This window comes from Streptomyces sp. R302 (assembly GCF_012927245.1).
GTDB lineage: Bacteria > Actinomycetota > Actinomycetes > Streptomycetales > Streptomycetaceae > Streptomyces.
Genome location: NZ_JABBGE010000015.1, coordinates 46,375 through 72,503 on the forward strand (window position 1 = coordinate 46,375; position 26,129 = coordinate 72,503).

Annotated in this window: 23 protein-coding genes and 3 pseudogenes; 11 read left to right on the forward strand and 15 right to left on the reverse strand. The window is 72.2% G+C overall.

Annotated elements, in window-relative coordinates:
* Window positions 1-417: 417 nt before the first annotated feature.
* The 3 genes from HHL19_RS34140 to HHL19_RS34150 form a co-directional block, all read right to left on the reverse strand.
* Window positions 418-1,542 (reverse strand): LLM class flavin-dependent oxidoreductase, encoded by a 1,125-nt coding sequence (locus HHL19_RS34140; protein ID WP_169094275.1) that lies wholly within the window; start codon window positions 1,540-1,542, stop codon window positions 418-420.
* 120 nt (window positions 1,543-1,662) lie between these two features.
* Window positions 1,663-2,424, reverse strand: a complete 762-nt coding sequence (locus HHL19_RS34145) for an SDR family NAD(P)-dependent oxidoreductase (protein ID WP_169094276.1) — start codon at window positions 2,422-2,424, stop codon at window positions 1,663-1,665.
* A 15-nt stretch (window positions 2,425-2,439) separates the two neighbouring features.
* A complete protein-coding gene (locus tag HHL19_RS34150; protein WP_169094365.1) occupies window positions 2,440-3,357 on the reverse strand; it encodes a TIGR03619 family F420-dependent LLM class oxidoreductase in 918 nt (305 codons plus the stop codon).
* Between the two features lie 251 nt (window positions 3,358-3,608).
* Here HHL19_RS34150 and HHL19_RS34155 point away from each other — a divergent pair, with 251 nt between their 5' ends.
* Together HHL19_RS34155 and HHL19_RS34160 are read left to right on the forward strand one after the other, a co-directional pair.
* A complete protein-coding gene (locus HHL19_RS34155) occupies window positions 3,609-3,914 on the forward strand; it encodes a hypothetical protein (RefSeq protein ID WP_169094277.1) in 306 nt (101 codons plus the stop codon).
* Window positions 3,911-4,228, forward strand: coding sequence for a type II toxin-antitoxin system PemK/MazF family toxin (locus HHL19_RS34160; protein WP_169094278.1), 318 nt, complete (start codon window positions 3,911-3,913; stop codon window positions 4,226-4,228). Before HHL19_RS34155 ends, HHL19_RS34160 begins: the two co-directional genes overlap by 4 nt.
* A 53-nt stretch (window positions 4,229-4,281) precedes the next feature.
* Here HHL19_RS34160 and HHL19_RS34165 read toward each other — a convergent pair whose 3' ends face one another.
* A complete protein-coding gene (locus HHL19_RS34165; RefSeq protein WP_169094279.1) occupies window positions 4,282-5,508 on the reverse strand; it encodes an amidohydrolase family protein in 1,227 nt (408 codons plus the stop codon).
* A gap of 487 nt (window positions 5,509-5,995) precedes the next feature.
* Between HHL19_RS34165 and HHL19_RS34170 the strand changes: the two genes are divergently transcribed.
* Window positions 5,996-8,866: a BTAD domain-containing putative transcriptional regulator gene (locus HHL19_RS34170; RefSeq protein WP_346768567.1), complete on the forward strand. Its 2,871-nt coding sequence runs from the start codon at window positions 5,996-5,998 to the stop codon at window positions 8,864-8,866.
* A 220-nt stretch (window positions 8,867-9,086) separates the two neighbouring features.
* Window positions 9,087-9,296 (forward strand): hypothetical protein, encoded by a 210-nt coding sequence (locus HHL19_RS34175; RefSeq protein ID WP_169094281.1) that lies wholly within the window; start codon window positions 9,087-9,089, stop codon window positions 9,294-9,296.
* Between the two features lie 254 nt (window positions 9,297-9,550).
* On the opposite strand, the pseudogene HHL19_RS37930 reads toward HHL19_RS34175, so the two are convergent.
* Together HHL19_RS37930 and HHL19_RS34180 are read right to left on the reverse strand one after the other, a co-directional pair.
* A pseudogene (locus HHL19_RS37930) lies at window positions 9,551-9,673 on the reverse strand (hydroxymethylbilane synthase); the annotation flags it as partial.
* A gap of 14 nt (window positions 9,674-9,687) precedes the next feature.
* Window positions 9,688-10,140, reverse strand: coding sequence for a class I SAM-dependent methyltransferase (locus tag HHL19_RS34180; RefSeq protein ID WP_346768561.1), 453 nt, complete (start codon window positions 10,138-10,140; stop codon window positions 9,688-9,690).
* A gap of 311 nt (window positions 10,141-10,451) precedes the next feature.
* On the opposite strand from HHL19_RS34180, the pseudogene HHL19_RS34185 reads away from it, so the two are divergent.
* A pseudogene (locus HHL19_RS34185) lies at window positions 10,452-10,679 on the forward strand (IS5/IS1182 family transposase); the annotation flags it as partial.
* A 54-nt stretch (window positions 10,680-10,733) separates the two neighbouring features.
* Here the strand turns inward: HHL19_RS34185 and HHL19_RS34190 are convergent.
* The 3 genes from HHL19_RS34190 to HHL19_RS34200 form a co-directional block, all read right to left on the reverse strand.
* The gene (locus HHL19_RS34190; RefSeq protein ID WP_169094282.1) at window positions 10,734-10,994 is read right to left on the reverse strand and encodes a hypothetical protein; all 261 of its coding nucleotides are present in this window, start codon (window positions 10,992-10,994) and stop codon (window positions 10,734-10,736) included.
* Window positions 10,995-11,452: 458 nt separating this feature from the next.
* Window positions 11,453-11,674: a hypothetical protein gene (locus HHL19_RS34195; RefSeq protein ID WP_169094283.1), complete on the reverse strand. Its 222-nt coding sequence runs from the start codon at window positions 11,672-11,674 to the stop codon at window positions 11,453-11,455.
* Between the two features lie 813 nt (window positions 11,675-12,487).
* The gene (locus HHL19_RS34200; protein ID WP_169094284.1) at window positions 12,488-12,946 is read right to left on the reverse strand and encodes a hypothetical protein; all 459 of its coding nucleotides are present in this window, start codon (window positions 12,944-12,946) and stop codon (window positions 12,488-12,490) included.
* Between the two features lie 281 nt (window positions 12,947-13,227).
* On the opposite strand from HHL19_RS34200, the pseudogene HHL19_RS34205 reads away from it, so the two are divergent.
* Window positions 13,228-13,887, forward strand: a pseudogene (locus HHL19_RS34205) (LuxR C-terminal-related transcriptional regulator); the annotation flags it as partial.
* On the opposite strand, the gene HHL19_RS37935 reads toward HHL19_RS34205, so the two are convergent.
* Together HHL19_RS37935 and HHL19_RS34215 are read right to left on the reverse strand one after the other, a co-directional pair.
* Window positions 13,877-15,340 (reverse strand): HAMP domain-containing sensor histidine kinase, encoded by a 1,464-nt coding sequence (locus HHL19_RS37935; protein ID WP_346768562.1) that lies wholly within the window; start codon window positions 15,338-15,340, stop codon window positions 13,877-13,879. The pseudogene HHL19_RS34205 and the gene HHL19_RS37935 overlap by 11 nt on opposite strands.
* A gap of 31 nt (window positions 15,341-15,371) precedes the next feature.
* Complete coding sequence (locus HHL19_RS34215; RefSeq protein ID WP_169094286.1) at window positions 15,372-16,046, reverse strand: response regulator transcription factor; 675 nt, start codon at window positions 16,044-16,046, stop codon at window positions 15,372-15,374.
* A 96-nt stretch (window positions 16,047-16,142) separates the two neighbouring features.
* Here HHL19_RS34215 and HHL19_RS34220 point away from each other — a divergent pair, with 96 nt between their 5' ends.
* Window positions 16,143-17,543, forward strand: a complete 1,401-nt coding sequence (locus HHL19_RS34220; protein ID WP_169094287.1) for a DUF2079 domain-containing protein — start codon at window positions 16,143-16,145, stop codon at window positions 17,541-17,543.
* Between the two features lie 6 nt (window positions 17,544-17,549).
* Here HHL19_RS34220 and HHL19_RS34225 read toward each other — a convergent pair whose 3' ends face one another.
* Together HHL19_RS34225 and HHL19_RS34230 are read right to left on the reverse strand one after the other, a co-directional pair.
* Complete coding sequence (locus HHL19_RS34225; protein WP_169094288.1) at window positions 17,550-18,227, reverse strand: hypothetical protein; 678 nt, start codon at window positions 18,225-18,227, stop codon at window positions 17,550-17,552.
* A 132-nt stretch (window positions 18,228-18,359) separates the two neighbouring features.
* Window positions 18,360-19,910, reverse strand: a complete 1,551-nt coding sequence (locus HHL19_RS34230) for a FadD3 family acyl-CoA ligase (RefSeq protein WP_169094368.1) — start codon at window positions 19,908-19,910, stop codon at window positions 18,360-18,362.
* A gap of 113 nt (window positions 19,911-20,023) precedes the next feature.
* On the opposite strand from HHL19_RS34230, the gene HHL19_RS34235 reads away from it, so the two are divergent.
* The 3 genes from HHL19_RS34235 to HHL19_RS34245 are packed head-to-tail and all read left to right on the forward strand — an operon-like array spanning window position 20,024 to window position 22,384.
* Window positions 20,024-21,166: a lipid-transfer protein gene (locus HHL19_RS34235; protein WP_169094289.1), complete on the forward strand. Its 1,143-nt coding sequence runs from the start codon at window positions 20,024-20,026 to the stop codon at window positions 21,164-21,166.
* Between the two features lie 4 nt (window positions 21,167-21,170).
* On the forward strand, window positions 21,171-21,596 hold the full coding sequence (locus HHL19_RS34240; RefSeq protein WP_169094290.1) for an OB-fold domain-containing protein: 426 nt from the start codon (window positions 21,171-21,173) through the stop codon (window positions 21,594-21,596).
* Entirely contained in the window at window positions 21,593-22,384 is a 792-nt protein-coding gene (locus HHL19_RS34245; protein ID WP_169094291.1) for an enoyl-CoA hydratase/isomerase family protein, read from the forward strand. The genes HHL19_RS34240 and HHL19_RS34245 overlap by 4 nt, the downstream gene beginning before the upstream one ends.
* Here the strand turns inward: HHL19_RS34245 and HHL19_RS34250 are convergent.
* Window positions 22,350-22,976: a hypothetical protein gene (locus tag HHL19_RS34250; protein WP_346768563.1), complete on the reverse strand. Its 627-nt coding sequence runs from the start codon at window positions 22,974-22,976 to the stop codon at window positions 22,350-22,352. The two genes, HHL19_RS34245 and HHL19_RS34250, sit on opposite strands and share 35 nt — an antisense overlap.
* A gap of 135 nt (window positions 22,977-23,111) precedes the next feature.
* Here HHL19_RS34250 and HHL19_RS34255 point away from each other — a divergent pair, with 135 nt between their 5' ends.
* Window positions 23,112-23,744 (forward strand): hypothetical protein, encoded by a 633-nt coding sequence (locus HHL19_RS34255; protein WP_169094292.1) that lies wholly within the window; start codon window positions 23,112-23,114, stop codon window positions 23,742-23,744.
* On the opposite strand, the gene HHL19_RS34260 is transcribed toward HHL19_RS34255, so the two are convergent.
* Complete coding sequence (locus tag HHL19_RS34260; RefSeq protein WP_169094293.1) at window positions 23,741-26,113, reverse strand: PQQ-binding-like beta-propeller repeat protein; 2,373 nt, start codon at window positions 26,111-26,113, stop codon at window positions 23,741-23,743. The two genes, HHL19_RS34255 and HHL19_RS34260, sit on opposite strands and share 4 nt — an antisense overlap.
* Window positions 26,114-26,129: the final 16 nt, after the last annotated feature.

Sequence of the window (26,129 nt, forward strand, 5' to 3'; positions counted from 1 at the left end):
TACGTGGCCGCGCGTGTGCCCCGGCCGGGGCCGCCGCGGAACGGCCGCCGGCCGGGGCGGATGACGAGACACCGGCCCGGGAAGCCGACACCTCGCGCTTTCGGTCGCCGCCGCCGTGCCCGGGGGGGCGGAACGGGAGGACACAACGGACGGCGCCCCCCCGTTGTGGGCATGCGTTCCGCCGGGGCGGAACGGGTGGGCACAACGGGACGGCGCCCGTTGCCGGCGCCAGAGGCTTCCGGGCCTGAACCCGCACCCCTTGGTGCACCGCGATCGTGGTGCGGGTCCAGGCGCGGGACGCGGAGGCGCCGCGAAGGGCGCCGTCCCGTGTGCCCACCCGTCCCGCCCTGCGGGACGCCTGCCCACACGGGGTGGGCCGGGCGAGGCCCGCCGCAGGCGCTCCGTCCCGCCGGCGCGCTACGCCCCCGCCGCCCCCCGGAACCGGGTCGTGCGGTGGACCGGGTCCGTGTCGATCTCGGGGATCACGTGCTCGCCGATCAGCTTGATCGAGTTCATCGTGTCCTCGTACGAGATCCCGATCGGAAGGCCGAAGGAGAGCTGGTCGGCGCCGGCCTGCTCCCAGCGCCTGCACTGGGCGAGGACCTCGCCCGGGTCGCCGCAGATCATCAGCTCCTCGGCGATGAGGAGTTCGATGATCTCGGCGGAGTACTCGGGGAGGAGCTCGGGCCACTCGGGGATGCCCTCGGGCCGCGGGAAGGTGTCGTGGTAGCGGAAGAGCAGCGACTGGAGGTAGTTGAGCCCGCCGCCGACCGCGATCTCGACGGCCTTCTCGTGGGTCTCGGCGCAGATCGCCGTGGACGTCACCATGACGTTGTCGTTGACGAAGTCCCCGACCGCCTTGGCCTCCTTGATCGCGTTCTTGTAGGACTCGACGACCCATTCCATGTCGGAGACCTTCTGGACGCTGAAGCCGAGCACGCCGAGTCCCATCTTCCCGGCCATGGCGTACGAGGCCGGGGAGCCGGCCGCGTACCACATGGCGGGGTGGGACTTCCCGTACGGCTTGGGGAGGACCTTGCGGGGCGGCAGGGACCAGTGCTTGCCCTGGAAGCCCGCGTACTCGTCCTGGAGCCACATCTTGGGGAACTCCGCGATGGTCTCCTCCCAGATCTCCTTGGTGTGGTTCATGTCCGTGATGCCCGGGAAGAAGCCGAGGATCTCGTGGGAACCGGCACCGCGCCCGGAGCCGAACTCGAAGCGCCCGCCGGAGAGGTGGTCGAGCATGGCGACCTTCTCGGCGACCTTCACCGGGTGGTTGACCTGGGCGAGCGGGTTGAAGATGCCGGAGCCGAGGTGGATGCGCTCGGTGGCGTGGGCGAGGTAGCCCAGGTAGACGTCGTTGGCCGAGAGGTGCGAGTACTCCTCCAGGAAGTGGTGTTCGGAGGCCCAGGCGTACTTGAAGTTGTGCCTGTCCGCCTGGATGACGTACTCGGTCTCCTCCATGAGGGCCTTGTGCTCGGCTTCGGGATCGGTCTCGGCGCGCTTGCCGACGTATCCCTGTACGAAGATCCCGAATTCCACGGAAGTCACCGTCCTCGTGAGTTTCTGACGTGTCGTCAGATTCTTGGATGCACTGCGCCGTGTCAATACCTGACGGACCGTCAGAGAGGCTCGGGGGTGCCCGGGGATGGCCGGGGACACTCAGAACAGGGAGACGCCCGCCAGCCAGCCCCCGTCGATCACGAACGGCTGCCCCGTCACGTACGAGGAGTCGTCCGAGGTCAGGAAGAGGGCGAGGGCCGCCACCTCCTCCGGGCGGCCGATCCGGCCGAGCGGCACGAGCCTGCGGTACAGCTCGCCGGTGGCCGCCGGGTCCACCCCCTCCGGGTTGCTCATGGCGGTGTCGATCGCGCCGGGGCAGACCGCGTTCACCCGGATCCCCTTCGGGGCGAGCTCCAGCGCCGCCACCCGGGTCAGCCCGAGCACCGCGTGCTTGGAGGCCGCGTAGGCGCCGACCCCGGCCATGCCCGTCACGCCGGTGTACGAGGCGGTGTTGACGATCGTGCCGCCACCGGCCGCCGCGATCTCCGGCGCGACCGCCCGGATCCCGAGGAAGCAGCCGGTCTGGTTGACGGACACGATCGCCTGGAACTCCTCCAGGGGCGTGGCGAGCAGCTCGTTGAAGCGGAGGATGCCGGCGTTGTTCACCAGCCCGTCGATCCTCCCGAACCGCTCCTTCGCGGCGGCGACCGCGCCCGCCCACTCCTCCTCGCGGGTCACGTCCAGGTGGACGTACGCGGCCCGCTCCTCCCCCAGCTCCTTGGCGAGGGCCTCCCCGGGCCCGTCGAGCACGTCGGCGAGGACGACCCGCGCCCCCTCGGCGGCGAAGAGCCGCGCCTCCTGCTCGCCCTGGCCCCGCGCGGCCCCCGTGACGAGGACGACCCGTCCGTCCAGCTTGCCCATGCCCACCCACACTCCCTACAGCTGCGGGGCGACCTCCGACCCGAAGGCCGCCATCTGGTCGATGAGTTCGGTACGGCTCCGACTGCGGAACCGCACCTGGATCTGGCCGACGCCCATCGCGCCGTACTCCCGGAGCGAGGCCGCCAGTTCCTCCGGCGCGCCGGAGAGCGTGCGCCGCCCGACGTCCCAGCCGGGGGCGCCGACGTACAGCGGCTCGGCGATCGCGCCGAAGACGAAGGGTTCCGCGAGCCCGGCCTCCTCGCGCAGCCGCCGGATCCGCCCGATCCGGCGGGCGAGCACGTCCCGGGGGTCGCCCTGGGGCAGCCAGCCGTCGCCCTTGAGCGCGGCGCGGCGCACGGCCGCCGGGGAGGAGCCGCCGACCCAGACCGGGACGCGCTCCTGCGCGGGCCGGGGCCGCTGCCCGAGGTCCTTGAAGGCGAACCGCTCGCCGAGGTGCTCCGGGTACTCCTCCGGGCCGAGCGCCGCCCGCAGCGCGTCGAGGGTCTCGTCGAGGACGGCGCCGCGCCCCGCGAAGTCCGCCCCGACCGCCTCGAACTCCTCCCGCACGTGCCCGGCGCCCACGCCGAGGACCAGCCGGCCGCCGGAGAGGTGGTCGACGGTCGCGTACGCCTTGGCGGTGACCAGCGGATGCCGCAGCCCGACGACGGCGACGTGCGAGAGCAGCCGGACCCGCTCGGTGGCGGCGGCCAGGAAGGAGAGGGTGGCGACGGGGTCGTACCAGACGGTGGACATCCCGGCGGCGAGCCGGCGCGGGATGGCCACGTGGTCGCAGCAGGCGACGTAGTCGAAGCCGTGCGCGTCGGCGGCGCGGGCGACGGCGAGCAGATCGGCGGGCCCGGCGGCGGCCTCCCAGGGCTCGGCGTAGATCACGGACTGGGACTGGACCGGCAGCTGCATCCCGTAGACCACCATGGGGACTCCCCTCATCTGACGTTCCGTCAGTTACGGCGACGGGGCCATGCTGGTGGCTGACGGGTCATCAGGCAAGGGGCAGGGGAGAGTCACCCGACCCTTCGATGCGCGACGAGTCGAGAGCACCCGTCCATAGCCGCGGACGGAAGGCGACGAGCTACGGGCTACGGGCTACGGGCTACGGGTGCCCGACGATGCGCCGCATCCCCTCCCACTTGATATGCTGCATGATCTGCAGCACACTGTGAAGCATGGCCACCATGACCCGAAAAAGCGTCCCCCTCGACGCACTCGTCGAAGAGGCGATGGAACGCGTACGCCGCCATGACAGCCCGGAGAACGCGGCCCTGCGTCAAGTGACCGGCATAAGCGTGAGCGACGACACCTCGGATGCCGAGGTCCTCCGCGCACTGCTCAATGCCGGCCGGGTCGCCGTCCAGGAAAAAGCCCTGGAGAACGGCTACGCAGCACTGGCCGCAGCTCAGGACGACGAAGACCGCGCCTACGCCGCCGCGCGTCGCGCTCGCAGGCGAAACGGCACCGGAGCGGACGAGTGACGGAGATCATTCCCGTACGCGGACGGCTTTACCGTGCCGATCTGGGGTTCGGCCTCAAACCCTGGCTCGTCGTCTCCAACAATGCGCGCAACCAGAAGCTGGACGAATGCCTGGTGGTCCGCATCACCACGAGCGACAAGCCCGACATCGCGAGCATCGTCAAACTGGGCCCGAACGATCCAGTGGTCGGCCGGATTCTCTGCGACGACCTCGGTCCCATGTACCGGGACGACATCAAAGCCGACCTCGGCGCCCTCTCGGCGCAGACGATGATGCAGGTGGCCACAGCACTGCGACACGTCCTGGCCATCTAGCGAAAGCCCCCGCGCGGGCGCAACCGGCGGAGGCCGTTCCCACGCGTCCTACCTCACGGCCGCCACAGGCCCTCCGGGGTCAGTCCCAGCAGGTCGACGGCGTTGCCGCGGACGATCCGCTCGACGACGTCCGGGGCCAGGTGGCCCATCTGCGCCTCCCCCACCTCCTTGGACTTCGGCCAGGTGGAGTCGGAGTGCGGGTAGTCCGTCTCGTAGAGGACGTTCCCCGCGCCGATCGCGTCGAGGTTCCGCAGCCCGAAGGCGTCGTCGAAGAAGCAGCCGAACACGTGCCCGGCGAAGAGCTCCGACGGTGGCCGGGTCACCTTGTCGGCGACCCCGCCCCACGCGCGGTTCTCCTCCCAGACGACGTCCGCCCGCTCCAGGATGTACGGGATCCAGCCGATCTGGCCCTCCGCGTACATGATCCGCAGGTTCGGGAAGCGCTCGAACTTGCCGCTCATCAGCCAGTCGACCATCGAGAAGCAGCAGTTGGCGAAGGTGATGGTGGAGCCGACCGCCGGCGGGGCGTCCGCCGAGGTGGACGGCATCCGGCTGGACGAGCCGATGTGCATCGCGACGACCGTGCCGGTCTCGTCGCACGCCCGGAAGAACGGGTCCCAGTGGTCCGTGTGGACCGACGGCAGCCCCAGGTGCGGCGGGATCTCGGAGAAGGCGACGGCCCGCACGCCCCGGGCGGCGTTCCGCCGCACCTCGGCGGCGGCGAGCTCCGGGTCCCACAGCGGGATGAGGGTGAGCGGGATCAGCCGCCCCCGCGCCTCGGGCCCGCACCACTCCTCGACCATCCAGTCGTTGTACGCGCGCACGCAGAGCAGCCCGAGCTCCCGGTCGGACGCCTCGGTGAAGGTCTGGCCGCAGAAGCGCGGGAAGGTCGGGAAGCAGAGCGCGGACTGGACGTGGTTGACGTCCATGTCGGCGAGCCGGTCCGGCACGGAGAAGGAACCCGGACGCATCTGCTCGTACGTGATCACTTCGAGCCGTATCTCGTCCCGGTCGCAGCCGACGGCCGTGTCGAGCCGGGTGAGGGGCCGGTGAAGGTCCTCGTAGACCCACCAGTCGCCGACGGGCCCGTCGTCGCCCCGCGCGCCCATGACGGGCGCGAACTTGCCGCCCAGGAAGGTCATCTCCTTCAGCGGGGCCCGGACGATCCGCGGGCCGGTGTCGCGGTACCGCGACGGGAGCCGGTCCCGCCAGACGCGCGGGGGCTCCACGGTGTGGTCGTCCACCGAGATGATCCTGGGAAAGGTCTCCTGGGTCTCCATGTCCTTCACGGTAGCGCCGATCTGACGAACCGTCAGCTACCGTGACGCCCGGCCCCGGTCACAGCTCCTCCACAAGGGCGCCCCGATGCTGACGCGCTCCCTCCGGACAAGGCAGACTGTCCGGGGCGATACCACCGGTAGGGCAGGGGGAGCCATGGGTCAGGACAGAGGGCCGCGCGTCCCGGCGCAGGCCCCCGGCACACACGAGGCCGGGGCCACCCTCGGCGTACCCCGACAGCGCCCGGGCAGGGCTTCGGGGACGGGCGCGGCTGCGGGAACGGGCGCGACTTCCGGAACGGACAAGGCTGCGGGAACGAGCGCGGCTGCAGGGGCGGGCCTGGCCCCAGGGACGGACGCGGCTTCCGAAACGGACAAGGCTGCGGGGACGGGCGCGGCTGCCGGAACGGGCGTGGCTTCCGGCGACGCCGATACGGCCTCCGGCGAGGCGACTCCCCCGACACTCCCCGCCCCCGGCCTCCGCTTCGGCGTGCTCGGTCCCGTGCGGGCCTGGCGGGGCGAGGAGCCGGTGGCCACCGGGTCGCCGCAGCAGCGGGCGGTGCTGGCCGCGCTGCTGCTGCGCGGCGGGCGGACGGCGACCGCGGCCGAGCTGATCGACGCGCTCTGGGGCGAGGAGCCCCCCTCGCAGGCGCTCGCCGCGCTGCGCACGTACGCCTCCCGGCTGCGCAAGGCGCTCGGCGCCGAGGTGCTGGTCAGCGTGGACGGCGGGTACGCGCTGCGGACCACCGCCCTCGACCTCACCCGGGCGCGGGAGCTCGCCGCCGAGGCCGAGCGGCTGCGGACGGGCGGCGACCGGGCCGGCGCGCGGGCGCGGCTCGCGGAGGCGCTCGACCTGTGGGACGGCGAGGTGCTGGCCGCCGTACCGGGGCCGTACGCCGAGAACCAGCGGACCCGCCTGGAGGAGTGGCGGCTCACCCTCCTGGAGACCCGGCTCGACATCGACCTGGAGGTCGGCGCGCACGCCGAGGCCGTCTCCGAACTGACCGCGCTCACCGCCGCGCACCCGCTGCGCGAGCGGCTGCGCGAACTCCTCATGCTCGCGCTCTACCGCGGCGGCCGGCAGGCCGAGGCGCTCGCCGTGTACGCCGACACCCGCCGTCTCCTCGCCGACGAGCTCGGCGTCGACCCGACCCCGGAACTCTCCCGCCTCCAGCAGCGCATCCTCCAGGGCGACACGGAGCTGGCCCGCCCCGTCGAGGAGCAGACCCCGGCGGTCGCACCGGTGGCCCGCCCGGCCCAACTCCCCGCGACCGTCCCGGACTTCACCGGCCGCGCGGCCTTCGTACGGGAGCTGGGCGACCGGCTCGCGACCGCCGAGGGCTCGGTCATGGCGGTGTCGGCGCTCGCCGGCATCGGCGGAGTCGGCAAGACGACGCTCGCCGTGCACGTGGCGCACGAGGCGCGCCCGCACTTCCCGGACGGGCAGCTGTACGTCGACCTCCAGGGCGCGGGCGCGCAGTCCGCGGCGCCGGAGACGGTCCTCGGCTCCTTCCTCCGCGCGCTCGGCACCCCGGACTCGGCGATCCCGGACTCCCTCGACGAGCGCGCCGCCCTCTACCGCTCGACGCTGGACGGCCGGCGCGTCCTGGTCCTCCTGGACAACGCCCGGGACGCCGCCCAGATCCGCCCGCTGCTCCCCGGCACGGCGGGCTGCGCGGCCCTCGTCACCAGCCGGATCCGGATGCTCGACCTGGCGGGAGCGCACCTGGTGGACCTGGACGTGATGTCCCCGGAGGAGGCTCTGCAACTCTTCACCCGGATCGTCGGGACGGAGCGCGTCCAGGCGGAACGCGAAGCGGCCCTCGACGTCGTCGCGGCCTGCGGCTTCCTGCCCCTGGCGATCCGCATCGCCGCCTCGCGCCTGGCGGCCCGCCGCACCTGGACGGTCTCGGTGCTGGCCGCGAAGCTCGCGGACGAACGCCGCCGCCTCGACGAGCTCCAGGCCGGCGACCTCGCCGTCAAGGCCACCTTCGAACTGGGCTACGGCCAGCTGGAACCGGCGCAGGCGCGCGCCTTCCGCCTCCTGGGCCTCGCGGACGGCCCCGACATCTCCCTCGCCGCGGCGGCGGCCGTCCTCGACCTCCCCCTCTGGGACACGGAGGACCTCCTGGAGGCCCTGGTCGACACCTCCCTCCTCGAATCGGCCGCCCCCGGCCGCTACCGCTACCACGACCTGGTCCGCCTCTACGCCCGCGCCTGCGCCGACCGCGACGAGCACCCGCCGACGGAGAAGGCCGCGGCGCTCTCCCGGCTCCTCGACTTCTACCTCTCGACGGCGGCGAGGGTGTACGCCATCGAACGCCCCGGCGACCGCCTCGTCGACCACCTGGAGCCCACCGACTACGAAGGCCTCACCTTCACCGACCGCCACCAGGCCCAGGACTGGCTCTACGCCGAATCCCACTGCCTCCTCGCCTGCGTCCGCCACTCCGCCACCACCCCCTCGACCCTCCGCCGAGCGGTGGACCTCCTGTGGGCGTCCCTCGACCTCGGCGAATCCGGGGCCGATTCGAGGGAGTTCGAGGCGACGGGCGCCGTCGTCCGGGACGCCGCCCGCGCCTTCGGGGACAACAAGGCCGAGGGCCGCGCCCTCATGGTCCTGGCGGGAGTCCACCACACGGCGGGCCGCTTCCAGGAGGCGGACCGCGACGCCGAGCTCGCGCTCCCTTGCGCGCAGAAGGCCGGCGACCCGGTACCGGCGTGCTGGTCCGCCAACGCCCGGGGCATCATCGCGCTCTACCAGAACCGCTTCGCGGAGGGCGAGCAACACCTCACCGAGGCCATCGACCGGTTCCGGGAGATCGGCGACGACCCCGGCGAGGCGAGCGCCCTCTGCAACCTGTCCCGTATGCACCTGGCCATGGGGCGGACGTCCAGCGCGATCGGACTGGCCCTCCGCGGCACGGAGATATACGACTCCATGGGCCACGCCCTCCGCGGCGCGAACGGGAGGTACGCGCTGGGGCTGGCGCTCACCCAGGACAACCAGCTCGCCGCGGCGAGCGAGCGCCTGCAGGAGGCGCTGACCGTCTTCGCCGACAGCAGGCAGCGACTGTGGGAGGGCATGACGCTGTTCCGCCTCTCCGAGGTGGACCTCGCCGCCCGCCGGTACGCCCAAGCGGCGTCCAACGCCGAGCTGGCACTCACGGTGCTCCGGGGCATCGGGGGCGAGTGGCGGCGGGCCAACGTGCTCACCGTCCTCGGGCGCGCCCTCTACCACCTCGGCCAGAGCGGCCGGGCGCAGGCGTGCTGGCACGAGGCTCTGGGCGTCTTCGACGCGCTGGAGTCTCCGGAGGCGGCGCAGGTGCGCGCGCTCCTGGCGCCGGCCGCGGCCGCCTAGACCGGCCCCCGCCAGCACGTTCATCGTTCGTTTATCGCCACCCGACATGCTGGTTCTCACAACAGGCCACCGCGTCCGGGGGGACGGGCGGCCCTGTGACAAGGCCGAGAACCCTGGGGTTAGGGTGGTCGGCCCTGGGTGATCCGGCCGGTTTTCCATGGGGGAAAGGCCGGCCGGATCTCCTCCTCTCTTCTTATTCCACACGCAGGAGTTGACGAGCATGACCGACCCGCTGAAGCAGGACCCGATCATCAAGCCCCTCGACATGCACGCCACTTCGACGCCGGCCGTCGACGCCATCACCGAGAAGATCACGGGTTCGGCCGAGGCGGACATCACCACCAAGGACATGCACGCCACCTCCGAGCCGGCCGTCGACGCCATCACGGAGAAGGTCGTCGGCGAGGGCAACTCCGCCCCGGCCAAGTAAGCCACCCCCCACGGGGATGACGGCACCGGCGGCGACTTCGGGGGAGCTGCCGGTGTCATCCGCAGGGGGCCGGTCGACGGGGGAGCGCGCGGTCCGGGGGACGTCCGGCGGAACCAGGGGGATCCGTCCGGGCAGCGACCGCGCGCAACGCGACAGGCCACCGCACAGGAGGGGCCGGGCTGATGCCCGGCCCCTCCTGCCGTTCACGTACTGAACGTGTCCCACACCAAGCGCGCCTCTCACCGCCGCCGCCCTATGCCGACGACGTGGGTCTTCAGTCCGGAGTGAGCGGCGGCCAGCTTCCGCCGGAGCCGCTCGACCTGGGCGAGTGCCATCGGCGAGGAGCGGCTACCGATGCGCATGACTACCAGTGACATGAGGGACGGTAGCGCTACGCGCCGTAAGGCGGATCGTCGAGGCGCGCCGCGACGACGAGGCCGGAGGCCCAGTCCATCAGGGTCCACCGCATCCTCTCGTGCCGGGGCAGTTCACGGACGAAGCGGTCGACGCGGTCCTGATGGTCGTCGAGCCAGGTGGGCTGGGGGTTGAGGTCGTCCCCGACGTACAGGGCGCCCGGGCGCAGGAGCCGTACGAGCCGGTCCAGGCCGGTGAACTTCCCGGGCCGGCAGTCCACGAAGGCGAGGTCGAAGCGCGGCCCCGCGTACGAGCGCAGCCAGCGCTCCGCGTCGGCGTACACGAAGCACACCCGGGGGTCGTCCCCGAGGTGGCGGCGGGCCACCTCCTGGTGGGCGGCGGAGTTCTCCACCGTGATGAGCCGTGTGGCCGCGTCCATGCCGTCGAGCAGCCAGGCCGTCCCCACGCCGACGCCCGTTCCGAGTTCCACGAGGATCCCCCCTCTCTTGGAGGCCGCGAGGGTCGACAGGAACGCTCCCGTGCGGGGTTGCCCTGGGGGCGACCGCCGGCGCGCTCATCGGCGCGGGCGTCATCATGGCGGTCGCCCCCTCGGCCGCCGCTGGCGTGATGCTCGTTCTCGGACTCGCCGCACCGCTGCTGGCTCGCCGGTACGGGCGCGAACCACAGCCTGAGAAATACCGCCGTCTAATGGAGTGAAGCAACGAGCAGCCGGGCACCAGTTGCAGCACCCGAGCCAATTCCCAGGAGCGCCGCCTCCTCCGTGATGCCAGCCCCCAATGGGGTGCCGGCGGCACGGTCCGTACCCCGTACCGGGGGCGGTGGGAGACCCTCTCCACCGGGCAGCAGACGGTGAACCGGTCCCACGCGAAGATCCGCGCCCTCGTCGAGCAGGCCCTGGCCGCCCTCAAGCCATGACGGCTCCCCCGACAGCTCCGCTGCTCGACCAGCCGGATCACCGCTCTCGCCCAAGCCGTCTTCACCCTGCATCTGGCCAGCTCAGACCGATGACGGAAAAGCCTCACTGAAGGTGGTCGGGCATCCGGAGATCACACGGGCCCAGGGTCAGAGAATAGTACCGGCGATCCCCAAAATCGCACCAACAACAAGGATCCAGCCTATTATTCGCTGGAACTCGAAGGAAGAAGAGAATCCTTTTCCACTGGTTCCCCCCAAGCGTTCATGGAGACGTCGAGGGACTCCCTTGAAATCCAATGCGACAAAAAGGCCGACGAGAGCCACCGCCGCACACAATGGAATGATCACCTCGACGGGAGGCAGTTCGCGGTCTACCGCCGAAGTCAACATGCCGGCCAGACGAATCACATCAATTCCTTCTTTCGCCACATAAAACACGAGGCGCCGTCAGAGCGGGCGGCCTGCCCATCCTGGACGGGCCGCCCGCCCCTCAGCGAAGGGGTACCGCGACGTTCACGCCCACGAGGAATCCCACCCCCGGGGCGACAGCGCCCCCCACCACCAATAATCACGGGTACTTGCCTGGTCGGAGTCCCAGGTACCCAGGTTCGGATCCGACCGTGTGCCCATGGCAACACAGCCACCAGGCCCCAGGCCGGTGCAGCCCTGGACGCTGAACCAAGGGCCCCGCCCCCAGGAGGACCAGAACGGAGGACACCAGCACCGACCCGGGAGGCGTGGAACCCCGGCACGGCCGCAGCGACAGGCGAAGATCCCGCCCGGCACCGGCCGGAACATAAAGGAATCAAACATAAAGGAATCAACGGATCACCTCTCCGAGCAGCGACCGCCGCTGACGAATGGGGTCAGGACAGGAAGAAGTACATGACGCCGAACAGCGTCACAAGAGCGCCGAGCCCGACGACGCACGCGCCAATAACCTGGAACATCATCTGGATTCCCGCGCCGCCCGGCCGCAGGTTCACCCGTGACGCCAGGACCCTCTGACGAAATCCCCGGTAGTCCGTCACCACAGCGAGCCCGAGCGCCAGAGCACCCATGCCCAACAACAAGGGAATCACCGCCACGCCATTCACTCCTTTCACACATGAAAGCCACCCAGCCCCCGTCGGAGTCCCGCAGGCCCACCGACTCACGCACCCTCGACGCGGCCCCGAGGGCTACATGAGCGGAACAAGAGCGCTGATCCCAAAACCGCATATGACCAACCCAATCAGAATCCACCCAGCACCCACCGCCCGGGGCGGAGCGGGCGACTTGCCAGAGATCCACGCCCTCTCGGCGCGCCCACAGAGAACAAGAAAGCCCTTCACGGCGGTCGCCGCACCGAAAAGGACGAACACACTTCCGAAGATCCATGTCATCATCGACACAGTCTTTCACTTCCAACATCGACGGAGATCGGCAGCACGCACGCACCACTGAAGCATTCCCCAGCCCAGCCGCCCCCTCGATTACACCTCCACGCCACTCAGGAAGGCCACTCAGGCACACTATCCAAGAATTCCCTTTATCGACACAATGAGTTCTATCGCAACAACAACCCCGAGGATCGCCCCCAGGACCCTGATAAACGTTGGACTAAAACCGAACGCGGGACCAAATGGTCCGCGATCAACGGCGAACCGATAAATCCTGTATGCGACATCTTGGACATTGAATGCAATTCCGATACAGATCGCCGCGAAGACTCCGGACCATACAGCACTCAGGAAATCTGCCGCACCGCCGGAGACTGCAATAGGTTCACTGGCATTCATTAAGTCGACTCCCATCGAATACAGGCAAGATGAGGATACCCTCACGGGTCCCGCCCGCCTGGGCGACGGTGACCAATCCCTGAAAGAGACGGGGCCGGTGAGGGTCGGAGGCTGGGGCCATCAGTCCCAGAAGGTGACAAAACCCCAAACCTCTCCTGCGACCGTTTCCACAGTAGCGATATGCGTGAAGCCGGTACCGAAACTGGCACCCAGACCGACCTGGGGGCCCGCACTGAAGCTGACGCTATGGACGATGTCACCCTCGCTGTTCCTGGTCCCAAAGGTTCCGCGATGTCCGAGGGAAAGCGGCCCGAAGGTTCCGTTGATCCCAGATGCCTCGCCTCGGACTTGGGCAAGCGTTTCCGCGTTGCTCCACACCACATCAAGGGTGCCTCCTATGGTCGCCTCCCCACCGACCTGGTTCTCCTCCGTCCATGACAGCGCGTAGTCGTCTCCGACCCGCACGAAACAGCCAGCCCTTCCCTTTCCTGCACCAGCCATGATGCCGACGCTGAAGCAGACCCCGACCGTGTTGCTGTACGACAACACGTGGTCGAGACCGTCCGAGACGGTGTCCACGGTGCTTTCCCAGGCCGTTCCGAATTCGCCGTCGACGAGGCTGTCCAGGATGCCTTTCTCCCTACGCTCCTTTTCCGATGCTGCTTGGTTCTGGTCGTCAGCGTCTCTCTGCCTCTGGTCCCCCGCTCCCGAAGAGCTGGCCGTTCCCGAGGAGCCATAGGTTCCCGTGCAGCCAGTCGAGCGTATGCAGTCGGGATCGTTGTGGCATTCGGCGCCACCAGTCGTCCTGCGGTCCAGGTCGTTGTTGTCGCTACCGTCGTAGTTGTAGTCCTGCTCTCAGTGGACCCGGCGTCGAACAGCTCATCGGCCTCGACCGGATCCGCGACCGTCTCGCCACCCTGACCCGGGAGGTACGGGAGGAACTGCTGGGTCTGAACACCGACGGCGCCCAGACCGTCGACGCCATGGAAGCGTCCCGTCCCTTGGACCAGGAACTCCTCGATCGCGGCGTCCGCATGCGTACCGTCTACCTCGACAGCGTGCGCAACGACGAACCGACGCTCGCCTACGCGGACTGGCTGACGACGGGCGGCGCTCAGGTGCGTACGGCTCCGGTGCTGCCGACCCGGATGATCGTGGTCGACCGCAAGACCGCCGTCATCCCGCTCACCAGCCAGGACACGGCGGCCGGAGCCGTGGTCCTGACGAGCGACGGCCTCGTCACCGCGCTCTGCGCGCTCTTCGAGACCATCTGGGCCACGGCCCAGCCACTCGGCAGTGGATCCGCACCGGACGACCACGGGCTCACCGCCCAGCAGAACGCGACGCTCCAGCTCCTCGCCGCGGGCCACACCGACGACGCCATCGCCAAACGTCTGGGAGTCTCGTCCCGCACGGCCCGACGCATCGCCACCGACCTCATGGACCGGCTCGGCGCCCGCAGCCGCTTCGAGGCGGGGGCCCGCGCGGCCCAGCAGGGCTGGCTCGCGCCTACCCCCTGACGCGGAAGCGGGCCACCAGCAGCGCTCCGTTCTTCTCCGTGTCCTCGATGGTGAGGGTGCCGGCGTGGGAGGCGGCCAGGTCGCGGGCGATGGGGAGGCCGAGGCCCGCGCCGCCGTGGGCGCGGGTGCGGGACGCGTCGAGGCGGGTGAAACGGTCGAAGACGCGGGCGCGGTCGGCGGGCGGGATGCCGGGGCCGTCGTCGTGGACCGTGAGGAGCAGGTCCCGGCCGGCGCGGGCCACCGTCACCGTGACTTCCGTGCGTGCGTGGCGGCAGGCGTTCGTCAGGAGGTTGCGGAGCAGGCGGTCCAGGTGGATCGGGTTGCCGGGGAGGACCGCCGGGGCGGGGGCCTCGCAGCGGAGGCGGAGCGCGGCCGACTCCGGGAGGTGCTGGTGTTCGCGGACCAGGTCCTCCGCGAGGGCCGCCAGGTCCACCGGTTCGCGGACCCGGGGCGCCGCGCCCTGGCCGGCCAGGAGCAGCAGGTCGTCGGCGAGGTGCTGGAGGCGGACGACGTCCGTGGTCGCCTCCCGCACCACCTCGCGCCAGTCCTCGACCGACTCCGGATGGCGGAGGGACGATTCGAGCTGGGCGCGCAGCGCCGCGAGCGGGCTGCGGAGTTCGTGCGCCGCGTCCGCCGTGAACTCCCGCTGCCGGGTGGCCGCGGCCTCCACCCGGTCGAGCGTGGCGTTCGTCGTGCGGGCCAGGTCCGCGATGACGTCCTCCGTCGACGGGACAGGGACGCGGCGGTCGAGCGACTGCCCGGTGATGTCGGCGAGTTCGCGGCGGATCGCCTCGACGGGGCGCAGCGCGCGGGCGACCATGGCGTGGACGAGGAGGCCGGTGAGGAGGGCCGCGAGGGGGACGCCGGTGGTGAGGGCGATCCAGTAGACCTTGTCGAGGGACTCCTGCTCCTCCTCCAGGGTCTGGAAGGTGTGGACGGCCGCCAGGAACAGCGCCCCCGCCGCGCCCGCCGCCGTCAGCGCCACCCGGCCCCGGAAGGAGATCCGGGCGCCGCCCCGGCCGACCGCGACCGCGACGGCCGCGGCGGTGATGAGGCCGGCGGAGGGGCCGATGCAGGCGACGGCCCAGCGCAGCGCCTTCTCGGCGACGTCGACCTTGTGGAGTTCGTTCTCGCGGAGGAGCCAGGCGCCGTAGGTGGCGTACAGGCAGGCGGTGACGGCGGCGGCGACGGCCGCGCCGCGGATCCGCACCCACCACGGGCCGCCGCGGCCCGCGAGGAGGCAGACTCCGGCCACGTACAGGGCGCCCGCCCAGGTGCCCCACGTGGTGATCTGCTCGATCTGCGGGCCGACGCGGTCGTGGTTGAGGTGGACGGCGGGCCAGGTGGAGCGGAGGCCTGCGGCCCGGTCCGCGTACTGCAGCCAGGCCACCGCGGTGCCGACGACGAACGCGGCGGCGAGCCCGGACGCCCAGACGGGACGCGTCGCCCACACGGGACGCCTCGCCCACACGGGACGCGCGGCGTCACGCACGGCCGCTCACCCGGTACCCCGCGCCCCGCACCGTCTCGATCGTGTCGCGGCCGAAGGGCGCGTCGATCTTCTTGCGGACGGCCCTGATGTAGACGTGCACGATGTTCGGGTCGCCGGTGAAGTCCGCCGACCACACCTCGTCGAGGACGTCGAGCACGGGAACAACCTCGTCGGTCCTCCGCAGCAAACAGTGCAGGACGGCGAACTCCTTCGGGGTGAGGGCGATCCGCTCGCTCCCCCGGCCGCAGGTGCGGCGGGTCGGGTCGAGCCAGAGGTCGCCGGTCTCCAGGAGCGCGGGCACGCGGGCGCCGCCGCGGCGGACGAGGGCGCGGAGCCGGGCCTCCAGGACGACGTACGAGAAGGGCTTCGCGAGGTAGTCGTCGGCGCCGGTGTCGAGCCCCTCGGCCTCGTCGTACTCGCCGTTCTTCGCGGTCAGCATCAGCACCGGCACCGTGTTCCCCTCGGCGCGCAGCCGGGCGCACACCTGGTAGCCGCTGAGGCCGGGCAGCATGAGGTCCAACAGGACGGCCGCATACCGGTGTTCGCGGGCCATGTGGAGTCCAGTGACGCCGTCGTGGGTCACGTCGACGGTGTAGCCGACGGCGGTGAGGCCGCGCCGCAGGGACGCCGCTATCCGCTCCTCGTCCTCGATCACCAAGATGCGCATGGGCCCGAGTATCGCCCGTCCGCCCGCCGGAGCCTCCTGAGGAAATCCTCAGGAGGCTTCAGGGGCCTCTCAGGTGCCTCCGCCGAGGCTGCCCCCATGATCACGACCCTCGCCACCGCGGCTCCGCGCGTACCCGCGGTCGCCCCGCGCCCCCGCACCGGCCCCGCGCTCGTCGCCGCCACGCTGTTCGTCCTGCACTGCGCCTTCGCGCTGCGCAACCACGCGCGGTTCCGGACGACCGGGTACGACCTGGGGATCTTCGGGCAGGCGGTCCGCTCGTACGCGGAGGGGCGGCTGCCGGCGTCGGAGATCCGGACGGCGACCGCACCGGCCGGGTTCGAGGGGGAGGCGCTGCCGCTGCTCGGGGACCACTTCCACCCGGTGCTCGCGCTCCTCGGGCCGGTGTACCGGCTGGTGCCGCACGTGGAGGTGCTGCTCGTGGCGCAGGCGGCGCTCGTCTCGGCGGCGGTGTACGTGACGGGGCGGACGGCGCAGCGGCACCTGCCGGGGCGGCCGTACGCCGGAGTGGTGATCGGTGCCGCGTGCGGGCTCGCGTGGGGTGTCCAGACGCTGGTCGGCTTCGACTTCCACGAGGTGGCGTTCGCGCTGCCGCCGCTCGCGCTGGCCTGCCGGGCGTATCTCGACGGGCGGCTGCGGGCGGCGGTCTGGTGGGCGGCGGGGCTGCTGCTCGTGAAGGAGGACCTGGGGGCGACGGCGGCCGTCCTCGGGCTGCTCGTCGCCCACCGGGCGCGGGACCGGCGGGACCGGCGGGCGGGGCTGCTGCTCGCCGGTGGATCGGTGCTCGCCGCCCTGCTCGTGCTGAAGGTGGTGGTCCCGGGGTTCGCGCCGGACGGGCGGTACCTGTACGCGGAGGGGGTCGGGGGCGCGTACGGGATCCTCGACGGCTGGTCCGTGAAGGTCCTCACGGTGCTCGCGCTGCCGGCCGTCACGGGCGGGCTCGTGGTGCGCAGCCCGCTGGCGTGGCTGCTGGTGCCCACGCTGGGGTGGAGGTTCGTGTCGTCGGTGCCGTCGCACTGGGAGCCGGGCCTGCACTATTCGGCGGTCCTCGTGCCGGTGGCGTTCGCGGCGCTGGTGGACGCCCTGCGGCGCGGGGCGCGGCTGCCGCTCGCCGTGCCGCTCGGGGTCGTCCTGCTGCTCCTGCCCCTCCAGCCGACGGCTCAGCTGGCGACCCCCGGTTTCTGGCGGGAGGGGGAGCGGGAGGCGGCGGCGCGGGCGGCGGTGGGGCTGGTGCCGGACGGGGTGCGGGTGGCGGCGAGCAACACGCTCGCGCCGCACCTGACGGACCGGACGGTGGTACGCCTCGCGGTGCCGGGGCTGCTCGACCGGGCGCCGGTCGTGGAGTGGCTGGTCCTCGACCGGGCCGACGGGTTTCCGGCGGGCGCGACGGAGGGCGTGCTGCGGGAGGCGGCCGGGGAGCCGTCGTGGCGGGTGGTGCGGGAGGAGGCCGGGATCGTCCTCCTCCGCCGCGAGCGGTGACCGACCCTAGCCACGGGCGTAGGAGCCGAGGCCGACGAGGCAGTAGACGTACTCGCTGATGGTGGCGCCGTTCAGGGTGTAGCGGTGGGAGAAGGCGTACTCCGTCTTGGGGTTGGCGTTGCACCTGTCCATGTCGGAGGTCATGGGGAAGGTCTGGATGACCTTGTAGTGGGCGTCCGAGGCCGAGCAGGAGACCTCTTCGACGCCGCTGACGGACTGGGCGGTCTCCGAGTTCGGGAGGGAGCCGTTGAGGCAGGTGCCCTTCTCGTACGGGTCGGGCTCCTCCTCGGTGGGGGTGGCCTCGGCGGTGGGGGTCGGGTCCGGGTCCAGGTCCAGGGTGGGGAAGGGGGAGAACGAGAAGGTGGGGATGGTGGGGCGGGAGTCGGCCGGTTCCTTCTCGTCGTTGCTGCCGAGGAGGTACGAGCCGCCGATGATCGCGCCGATGACGAGGAGCGGGACGAGGCAGCCGGCGACGCCGGACCTGCGCTGCCGCGGGGCCTGGCCGCCGGCGACGGTGATGCGGAGGAGGACGGTGCCGCCGGCCAGCTGGACCGGGACGAGGTCGCCGCGGCGGCAGGGCGGGACACGGAGCTCGGTGGGGCCGGTCGGCAGGGTGACCGGGATGACGACTCCGGTGGCGGCCTGCGCAGGGGTGAGGGTGAGGGGGATCTCCTGGGTGGACACCTGCTGCTCCTCGGATCGGAGGGGGACGGGGAGTGCGCGCTTCTATGACGTGGACACGCGACGGACTGGTTGCGCCCGCAGAGGGTTTTCTATAAACGGATTCCAATTCTCCGGAAGACGCCCCCCTCCGCCTCAACCCCGCTTCCGCAGCTCCCCCTTGACCACCTTCCCGCTCGCGTTCCTCGGCAGTTCCGCCACGAACTCGACCTGCCTGGGCACCTTGTAGTTGGCCATCTCGCGCCGCGACCAGGCGATCAGGTCGTCGGCGGTGACCCGCGCGCCCGGGCGCCGTACCGCGAAGGCCTTGCCGACCTCGCCCAGGCGGGCGTCGGGGACGCCGATGACGGCGACGTCGGCGATGTCCGGGTGCAGGCCCAGGAGTTGCTCGATCTCGGCGGGGTAGGCGTTGAAGCCGCCGACGATGAACATGTCCTTGAGCCGGTCGGTGATCCGGAGGTTGCCCGCCTCGTCGAGGACGCCGATGTCGCCGGTGCGGAGCCAGCCGTCGGGGTCGATCGCGGCGGCCGTCGCCTCCTCGTCCTCGAAGTAGCCGCGCATCACGTTGTGCCCCCTGACCAGGACCTCACCCGCGTCGGAGAGGCGGACCTCGGTGCCGGGGACGGGACGGCCTGAGGTGGTGGCGACGGTCTCGTCCGGGTCGTCGCGGTGGCACATCGTGACGAGGCCGCTCGCCTCGGAGAGGCCGTACGCGGTGAGGACGGTAGCGACGCCCAGGTCGGCACGGAGGCGTTCGACGAGCCGCAGCGGGACGACGGCGGCGCCGGTGACGACCAGGCGGAGGCTGGACAGGTCGTGGGCGGCGCGGGCCGGGTGGTCGAGGAGCGACTGGTGGAGGGTGGGCGGTCCGGGCAGCACGCTGATCCGCTCGGCGGCGATGTTGGCGAGGACGGTGTCGACGGTGAAGACGGGCTGCGGCACGATCACCGCCCCGCGCATCAGACAGGCGAGGACGCCCGCCTTGTAGCCGAAGGTGTGGAAGAAGGGGTTCACGACCAGGTACCGGTCCCCCTCCGCCAGGCCCGCGAGGTCGGCCCACTGCGCGTAGCAGCGCAGGGTCTGGGCGTGGCTGATGACGGCGCCCTTGGGGCGGCCGGTGGTGCCGGAGGTGTAGACGATGTCGGAGGGGTCGTCGGGGTCGACGGCGTCGGCGCGGGCCCGGACGCGCTCGGCGGAGATCCGGTCGCCCTCGGCGAGGAAGGCCTTCCAGGTGGTCCACTCGGCCTCGTCGGGCGCGGTGTCGCCGAGGACGACGACCCGCTCCAGGTGCGGCAGCGGCACCCCGGCGCGGCGCAGCGAGGCGACGTACGAGGTGCCGAGGAAGGTGCCGGTGACGAAGAGGAGCCGGGCGCGGGAGCGGGCGAGGACGTCGGCGGCCTCGGTGCCCTTGAAGCGGGTGTTGAGGGGGACGAGGACGGCGCCGGCGGTGACCGCGCCGAGGGCGGCGACGATCCAGTCGAGGCTGTTGGGCGCCCAGACCGCGACCCGGTCGCCGGCGCGTATCCCGGTGGCCAGGCAGGCGGCGGCGGACCGCTCGACGCGGGCGGCGAGTTCGGCGTACGTGATCCGGACGCGGCCGTCGGCGACGGCCTCCCGTCCGCCGTACCGCTCCCCCGCCGACCGGACGAGTGCCGGGATCGTGCCCCATTCCAGGTCGCCGCGCACGTCCATACCCAACCTCCCGGTAGCCGATCCGTAGTCCGACCCATAGCTGACTATCCGTCAGATTAGTTGTAGCCTGACGCGCTGTCAGCAGTGCTGCCCCAGAAGGAGGTCCGGTGCTCAAGGACGCCACAGCCATCGTCGGGATCGGCCAGACGGCCTTCGCGAAACACCTCCCCGAGTCCGAGAAGGCCCTCGCCTGCCGGGCGGTCCTCGCCGCCCTCGACGACGCCGGCATCGCCCCGTCCGAGGTCGACGCCTTCGCCTCCTACACCATGGAGGAGACCGACGAGGTCGAGGTCGCCAAGGCCATCGGCGCCGGCGACGTCACCTTCTTCTCCAAGGTCGGCTACGGCGGCGGCGGCTCCTGCGCCACCGTCGGCCACCTCGCCGCCGCCGTCGCCACCGGCCAGGCGAGCGTCGGCGTCGCCTGGCGGTCCCGCAAGCGCGGCTCCGGCCCCCGCCCCTGGAAGAACACCGCCGTCCAGCTCCCCACCCCCGGCCAGTGGACCCGCCCCTACGGGCTGCTCCGCCCCGCCGACGAGATCGGCATGCTCGCCCGCCGCTACATGCACGAGTACGGCGCCACCCGCGACCACCTCTTCAACGTCGCCCTCGCCTGCCGCAACCGCGCCAACCAGAACCCGGACGCGATCATGTACGAGCGCCCGCTGACCCGCGAGATGTACATGACCTCCCGCTGGATCAGCGAACCCCTCTGCCTCTTCGACAACTGCCTGGAGACCGACGGCGCGCTCGCCTGCGTCGTCGTCTCCGCCGAACGCGCCCGCGACTGCCGCCGGAAGCCCGTCTACGTCCACGCCGCCGCCCAGGGCCTGCCCGCCCAGCACCACGGCATGGTCAACTACTGGAACGACGACCCGCTCACCGGCCCCGCCTGGACCGCCGCCCGCCACCTGTGGAAGCGCGCCGACTTCGGCCCCGACGACGTGGACGTCGCCCAGATCTACGACGCCTTCACCCCGCTCGTCCCGCTCTCCCTGGAGGGCTACGGCTTCTGCGGCCGCGGCGAGGGCGCCGCCTTCACCGAGGGCGGCGCCCTCGAAGTCGGCGGCCGGCTCCCCCTCAACACCGGCGGCGGCGGCCTCTCCGAGGCGTACGTCCACGGCTTCAACCTCATCACCGAGGGCGTGAAACAGCTCCGCGGCACCTCCACCGCCCAGGTCCCGTCCGCCGCCACCTGCCTCGTCACCGCCGGCGAGGGCGTCCCCACGTCCGCCCTACTCCTCAGGAGCTGAACCGATGCTGACCCCTGTCGTCGACGAGGACGGCGCGCCCTTCTGGGAGTACGCCGCCCGCGGCGAACTCCGCGTCCAGAGCTGCGCGACCTGCGGCGAGCTCCGCTTCCCGCCCCGCCCCTGCTGCCCGCACTGCCAGTCCTTCGCCACCGAGTGGCGGCTGATGTCCGGCCGCGGCCGGATCTGGTCGTACGTGCTCCCCCACCCGCCGCTCCTCCCCGACTACGCCGAGCAGGCCCCGTACAACGCGGTCCTCGTCGAACTCGCCGACGCCCCCCGCATCCGCCTCGCCGGCAACGTCGTCACCGCCCCCGACGCGCCCCTGAACTCGCTCGACCCGGCCCGGCTGCGGATCGGCGCCCCCGTCCGCGTCGCCTTCACCGAGAGCGACGGCATCGCCATCCCCCGCTGGCTCCTGGAGCGCGGATGAGCACCCCCGGCGCCGGGATCTCGGTGGAACGCGACAAGGAGACCGGCGTCGCCGTCGTCACCCTCGACCGGCCCGAGCGGCTCAACGCGCTCACCCTCGCCATGGCCCGCGAACTCGCCTCCGTCTGGCGGGGGTTCCGGTACGAGGACGAGATCCGGGCGATCGTCCTCACCGGCGCCGGCGGGCGGGCCTTCTGCACCGGCATCGACCGCGACGACGCCGGCCGGGTGCCGCAGCCCTCCTCCCCGTACGCGATCGACGACCCGCTGCTCACGATCGGCCCCAAGGCCAACGACCTGTGGAAACCGGTGGTCGCCGCGGTGGAGGGGATGGCCTGCGGCGGCGCGTTCTACCTGCTCGGCGAGGCCGAGTTCCTGATCGCCGGCGAGACCGCCGCCTTCTTCGACCCGCACACCACCTACGGCATGGTCAGCGCCTTCGAGACCGTCCACATGGCACAGCGGATGCCCTTCGGGGAGGTCGCCCGGATGGCCCTCATGGGCTCCGCCGAACGCGTCTCCGCCCGCCGCGGGTACGAGCTCGGACTTGTCAGCGAGGTGACGGAACCCGGCGGGGCGCTCGCCGCGGCCCGCGAGGCGGCGGCCGTCATCGCCTCGTACCCGACCGAAGCCGTGCAGGGCACCGTCCGCGCCCTCTGGTCCGCCAAGGAGGCCGACAGGTCCCAGGCCCTCGCCCAGGCCCCGCACCTCGTCTCCCTCGGCAACCTGCCGGCGGAGCGGCAGGCGGAGCTGTTCAGGAGGAGGGGGACGGGGTACCGGACGCGGTAGGCGTCGCGCCGGTCTCGACCGCCTCGCGGATCACGCACTTCCTCACCTTGTCGACGAGGCGGGGCTTCGTCATCTTCACCTCGAAGTCCTTCCGCTGCCCGCCCTCCACCGTCACGACCGTCTTCGCCGTGTCCACGACCCCGCCGGTGCCGTTCCTGAACTCCAGGGTCACCCGGTAGGTCTCGGTGGTGCTGTACAGCCCTTCGTCGACGATCCGCAGCGTCGCCGTGGTGTCCGCCTTGCGGGCTGGCTTGCCCTTGCGCTTCTTCTGCTCGGGCTTCACGCAGTCGACGACGCGCACGTCGACTGCGGGGCCGTACGTGGCGGTGGCGGTGGCCGTCGGCTCGGCGGTGTACTCGCTGCCGCCGCCGGACCCGGAACCGGAGCCGGAGCCCTCGTAGTCGTCGTTGTCCTTCTTGTCGCTGGAGCAGCCGCCCCCGCCGCCGCTCTTACTGCTCTTGCTCTTGCTCTTGCCGCTGCCGCCCTTGCCGCCGCCGCTGCCGCCGCTACTGCTCGTCTGGAAGCCGGTCAGCGCCAGCACCACCACCGTCAGCGTGGCCGCCATCTTCAGCCGGGTCCGTAGCACCGTCACCGTCTCCCCGTCCGTCGGTCGCCTGCGCGCCACACCCTAGCGGGGGCCGGGATCCCCGCATGGCGGGCCCTCGGGACCGGGCGTAGCGTCGGGAGCGAGAGAGCCGGACCGCGCAGCCCCCGAGGAGGCCGATCGATGATCCGCAACATCGCCGGCTCGGTCCTGGCCCTCGCCGGAGCGACGGCCGCCGTCTGGAGCCCCTTCCGTGCCTGGTACGACGGCCGTCACGGCAGCGACTACGCGATCGGGGACCTCTTCACCGGCATCACCGGCTCCGACCCCGCGGTCATCGGCTCGATCCTGCTGCCGTTCGCCTTCGCCGCGCTCGTCACCCTGCTCGGGGTGGTGCTGCGCTCGCGGCTGCTCGTCGCGGTCGCCGGGGTGATCGTCCTCGGCTTCACGGTCCTGTGGATGGTGCGGGTCGGGCAGGCCGAGGACGGCCTGGTGGTCTCCGGGGACGGCCGCGGCCTCGGCGACGGCGTCGCGAACGCCCTCGGCGGCGGGCTGCTGCTCCTGCTCGGCGCGCTCGTCATGTCGGGCCGCCCGAAGCGCCACCGCCTGGAGCCGGCCGCGGCACGGCCGCGCACCCACCCGACGCTCGACGAGGGCCCGCCACCGGAGCCGTACGGGACCGGGGACGGGACGACGGACCAGGGGACCGGGGACCCGTACGACACCGGGACCCGGTCCATGCCCTACGCCGCCCCCGACCGCTTCGACGTCCCCGCCGAGCCGCCGCGCGACCCGAACGGAAACCCGAAGACCTAGGGCCGGGCCGCCGCGCCCCGGCCCGCCGTCGCCGTGCCCTTCGCCGCGTCGAGCGCGTACACGCACCGGTCCTTGCTGCACGCGTACACGACCCCGCCCTTCGCCACCGGCGAGCCGGTGATCTCGCCGCCCGTGGCGAGCTTCCAGCGGAGCTGGCCGCCGGTCGCGTCCAGGGTGTAGAGGACGTGGTCGGCGGAGCCGAAGTGGACCCGGCCGTCGGCGACGACGGGCGTGCCGACCAGCTCGGCGCCGGCCGCGAACCGCCACCGGGGGGTGCCGGTGACCGCGTCCAGGGTGTAGAGCGCGCTGCCGCTGCCCACGTGCACGTTGCCGTCCGCGACGAGCACCGGTTCGGACGACTGGCGCTGCTCGGTCGCGATCCGCCAGCGGTCCTGGCCGGTCGTGGCGTCGAGGGCGTACACCGTGCCGAGGTGGTCGGCGAGGTAGACGCCGCCGCCGGTGACGGCCGGGCCGGGCGCGAAGGCCGGCGGGGAGAGGAAGACGGCGGGCGCCTCGAAGTGCCAGCGGACGTGCCCGGCGGCGATGTCGATCGACAGGACGCGGGTGCCGGCGGAGACGTACACGCAGCCGTCCTCGGCCGGGGCGACCCGGACCGGCACGTGCCCGCAGGAGGCGGCGTCGCCGATCGGGTACGACCAGCGCTCGACTCCGGTCCGGGCGTCGAGCGCCTTCAGCCGGGCGTCCTGCCACACGTACACGGTGTCGCCGTGGACCGCCGGGCCGGCCTCCGGGGTCTCGAAGTCCGTCTGGCAGCCGGTGATCTCCCACAGCTTGGCGCCGTTGGACGCCTCCCAGCCCTGCGCGCCGCCCCCGCGGGTGCCGGTGACGACGGTGCCCCGGTCGACCTTGAGGGAGTACACCCAGGCGTCGGTGCGCAGCCGCCAGCGCTCGCCGCCGTCGGTGGCGTCGAGCGCGTACAGGGTCGGCCCGTCGGAGGCGTGGATACGGCCCTGGGCCACCGCCATCGACCAGGCGACGTCCCGCGTCTTGAACTGGCGCCGGCCGGTGCCGGTGTCCAGGGCGTGCACCTCGAAGGAGGTCACGTAGAGCAGGTCGCCGTCGACGACCGGCGTCCCCCACACGTCGTTCGACATGCGGAAGCGCCACGGCCGCCAGGGCCCGGGCTCGGGCGGCGCGGGCTGCTGCGGTACGGGGGCGGGCGCGGGCGGCGGGGCCGCCTCGCCGCCCGGCGGGCGGACCCAGCCGGTGGCGTGCGGGTCGACGGCCTGGCCGAGGCGGAGCGCCGCCCGGGTGTCGGCGACCCGGGGGCCGGGACCGATCGGCACGGTGGCGCCGCCGAGCCGTACCGGACCGCCGGACTCCGCCGCGGGCCCGGCGTGCCGGCCACCGCCGCCCGCGTGGGCGGGCTCGGGCGAGCGCGGGTCGCCGCCCTCGTACGGGACGGGCGGGTTCGGCGGCATCGGCGGCGGGGCGACCGGGGGCTGCGGGGTCGTGCGGCCGCCGCGCCGGGTCTCGATCATGGTGACGGCGGACTCGGGCAGCCACGCGGAGGCGGTGCCGCTGTCGTCGCTGCCCGGGCCGAAAAGGTGCGGCGCGAGCATGGCCTGGAGGTCGGCGGGCGTGGGCCGCTGGGCCACGTCCATCTGCATGCACGCGTCGATGAGCGGCCGCAGCTCGTCCGGCAGGCCCTCCAGGTCCGGCCCGTCCCTGAGCAGCATGAAGACGGTCTCGACCGGGTTGGCGCCGTGGAAGGGCGCGTGTCCGGTCGCGGCGAAGACGAGCATGGAGCCGAGCGAGAAGACGTCGCTGGCGCCGGTGACGCTGCGCGAGTCGCGGGCCTGCTCGGGCGACATGTAGGCGGGGGTGCCCACGGCGACGTTGGTCATCGTCAGCCGTGTGTTGGAGACGCCGGACGCGATGCCGAAGTCGATCACCCGGGGCCCGTCCTCGACGACGAGCACGTTGGACGGCTTGAGGTCGCGGTGGACGAGCCCGGCGCCGTGGATGGACTGCAGCGCCTCGGCGACGCCGGCGGCGAGCCACCGGACGGCCTGGGCCGGGAGCGGCCCGCACTCGTTCACTATCTCTTCCAGCGAGGGCGCCGGGACGTACGCGGTCGCCAGCCACGGCACGGCGGCCCGCGGGTCGGCGTCGACCACGGCGGCCGTGTAGAAGCCGGACACCGCCCGGGCGGCCTCCACCTCACGGGTGAACCGCACCCGGAACAGCTGGTCCTCCGCGAGCTCGGTGCGCACGGTCTTGATCGCCACGCGCCGGCCGGACGCCGACCGCGCGAGATAGACCAGACCCATACCGCCCGCGCCGAGCCGGCCCAGCACCTCGAAGGGCCCGATGCGTCTCGGGTCGTGCTGCGTCAGCTGTTCCACTTGCCTGCCACCTCCC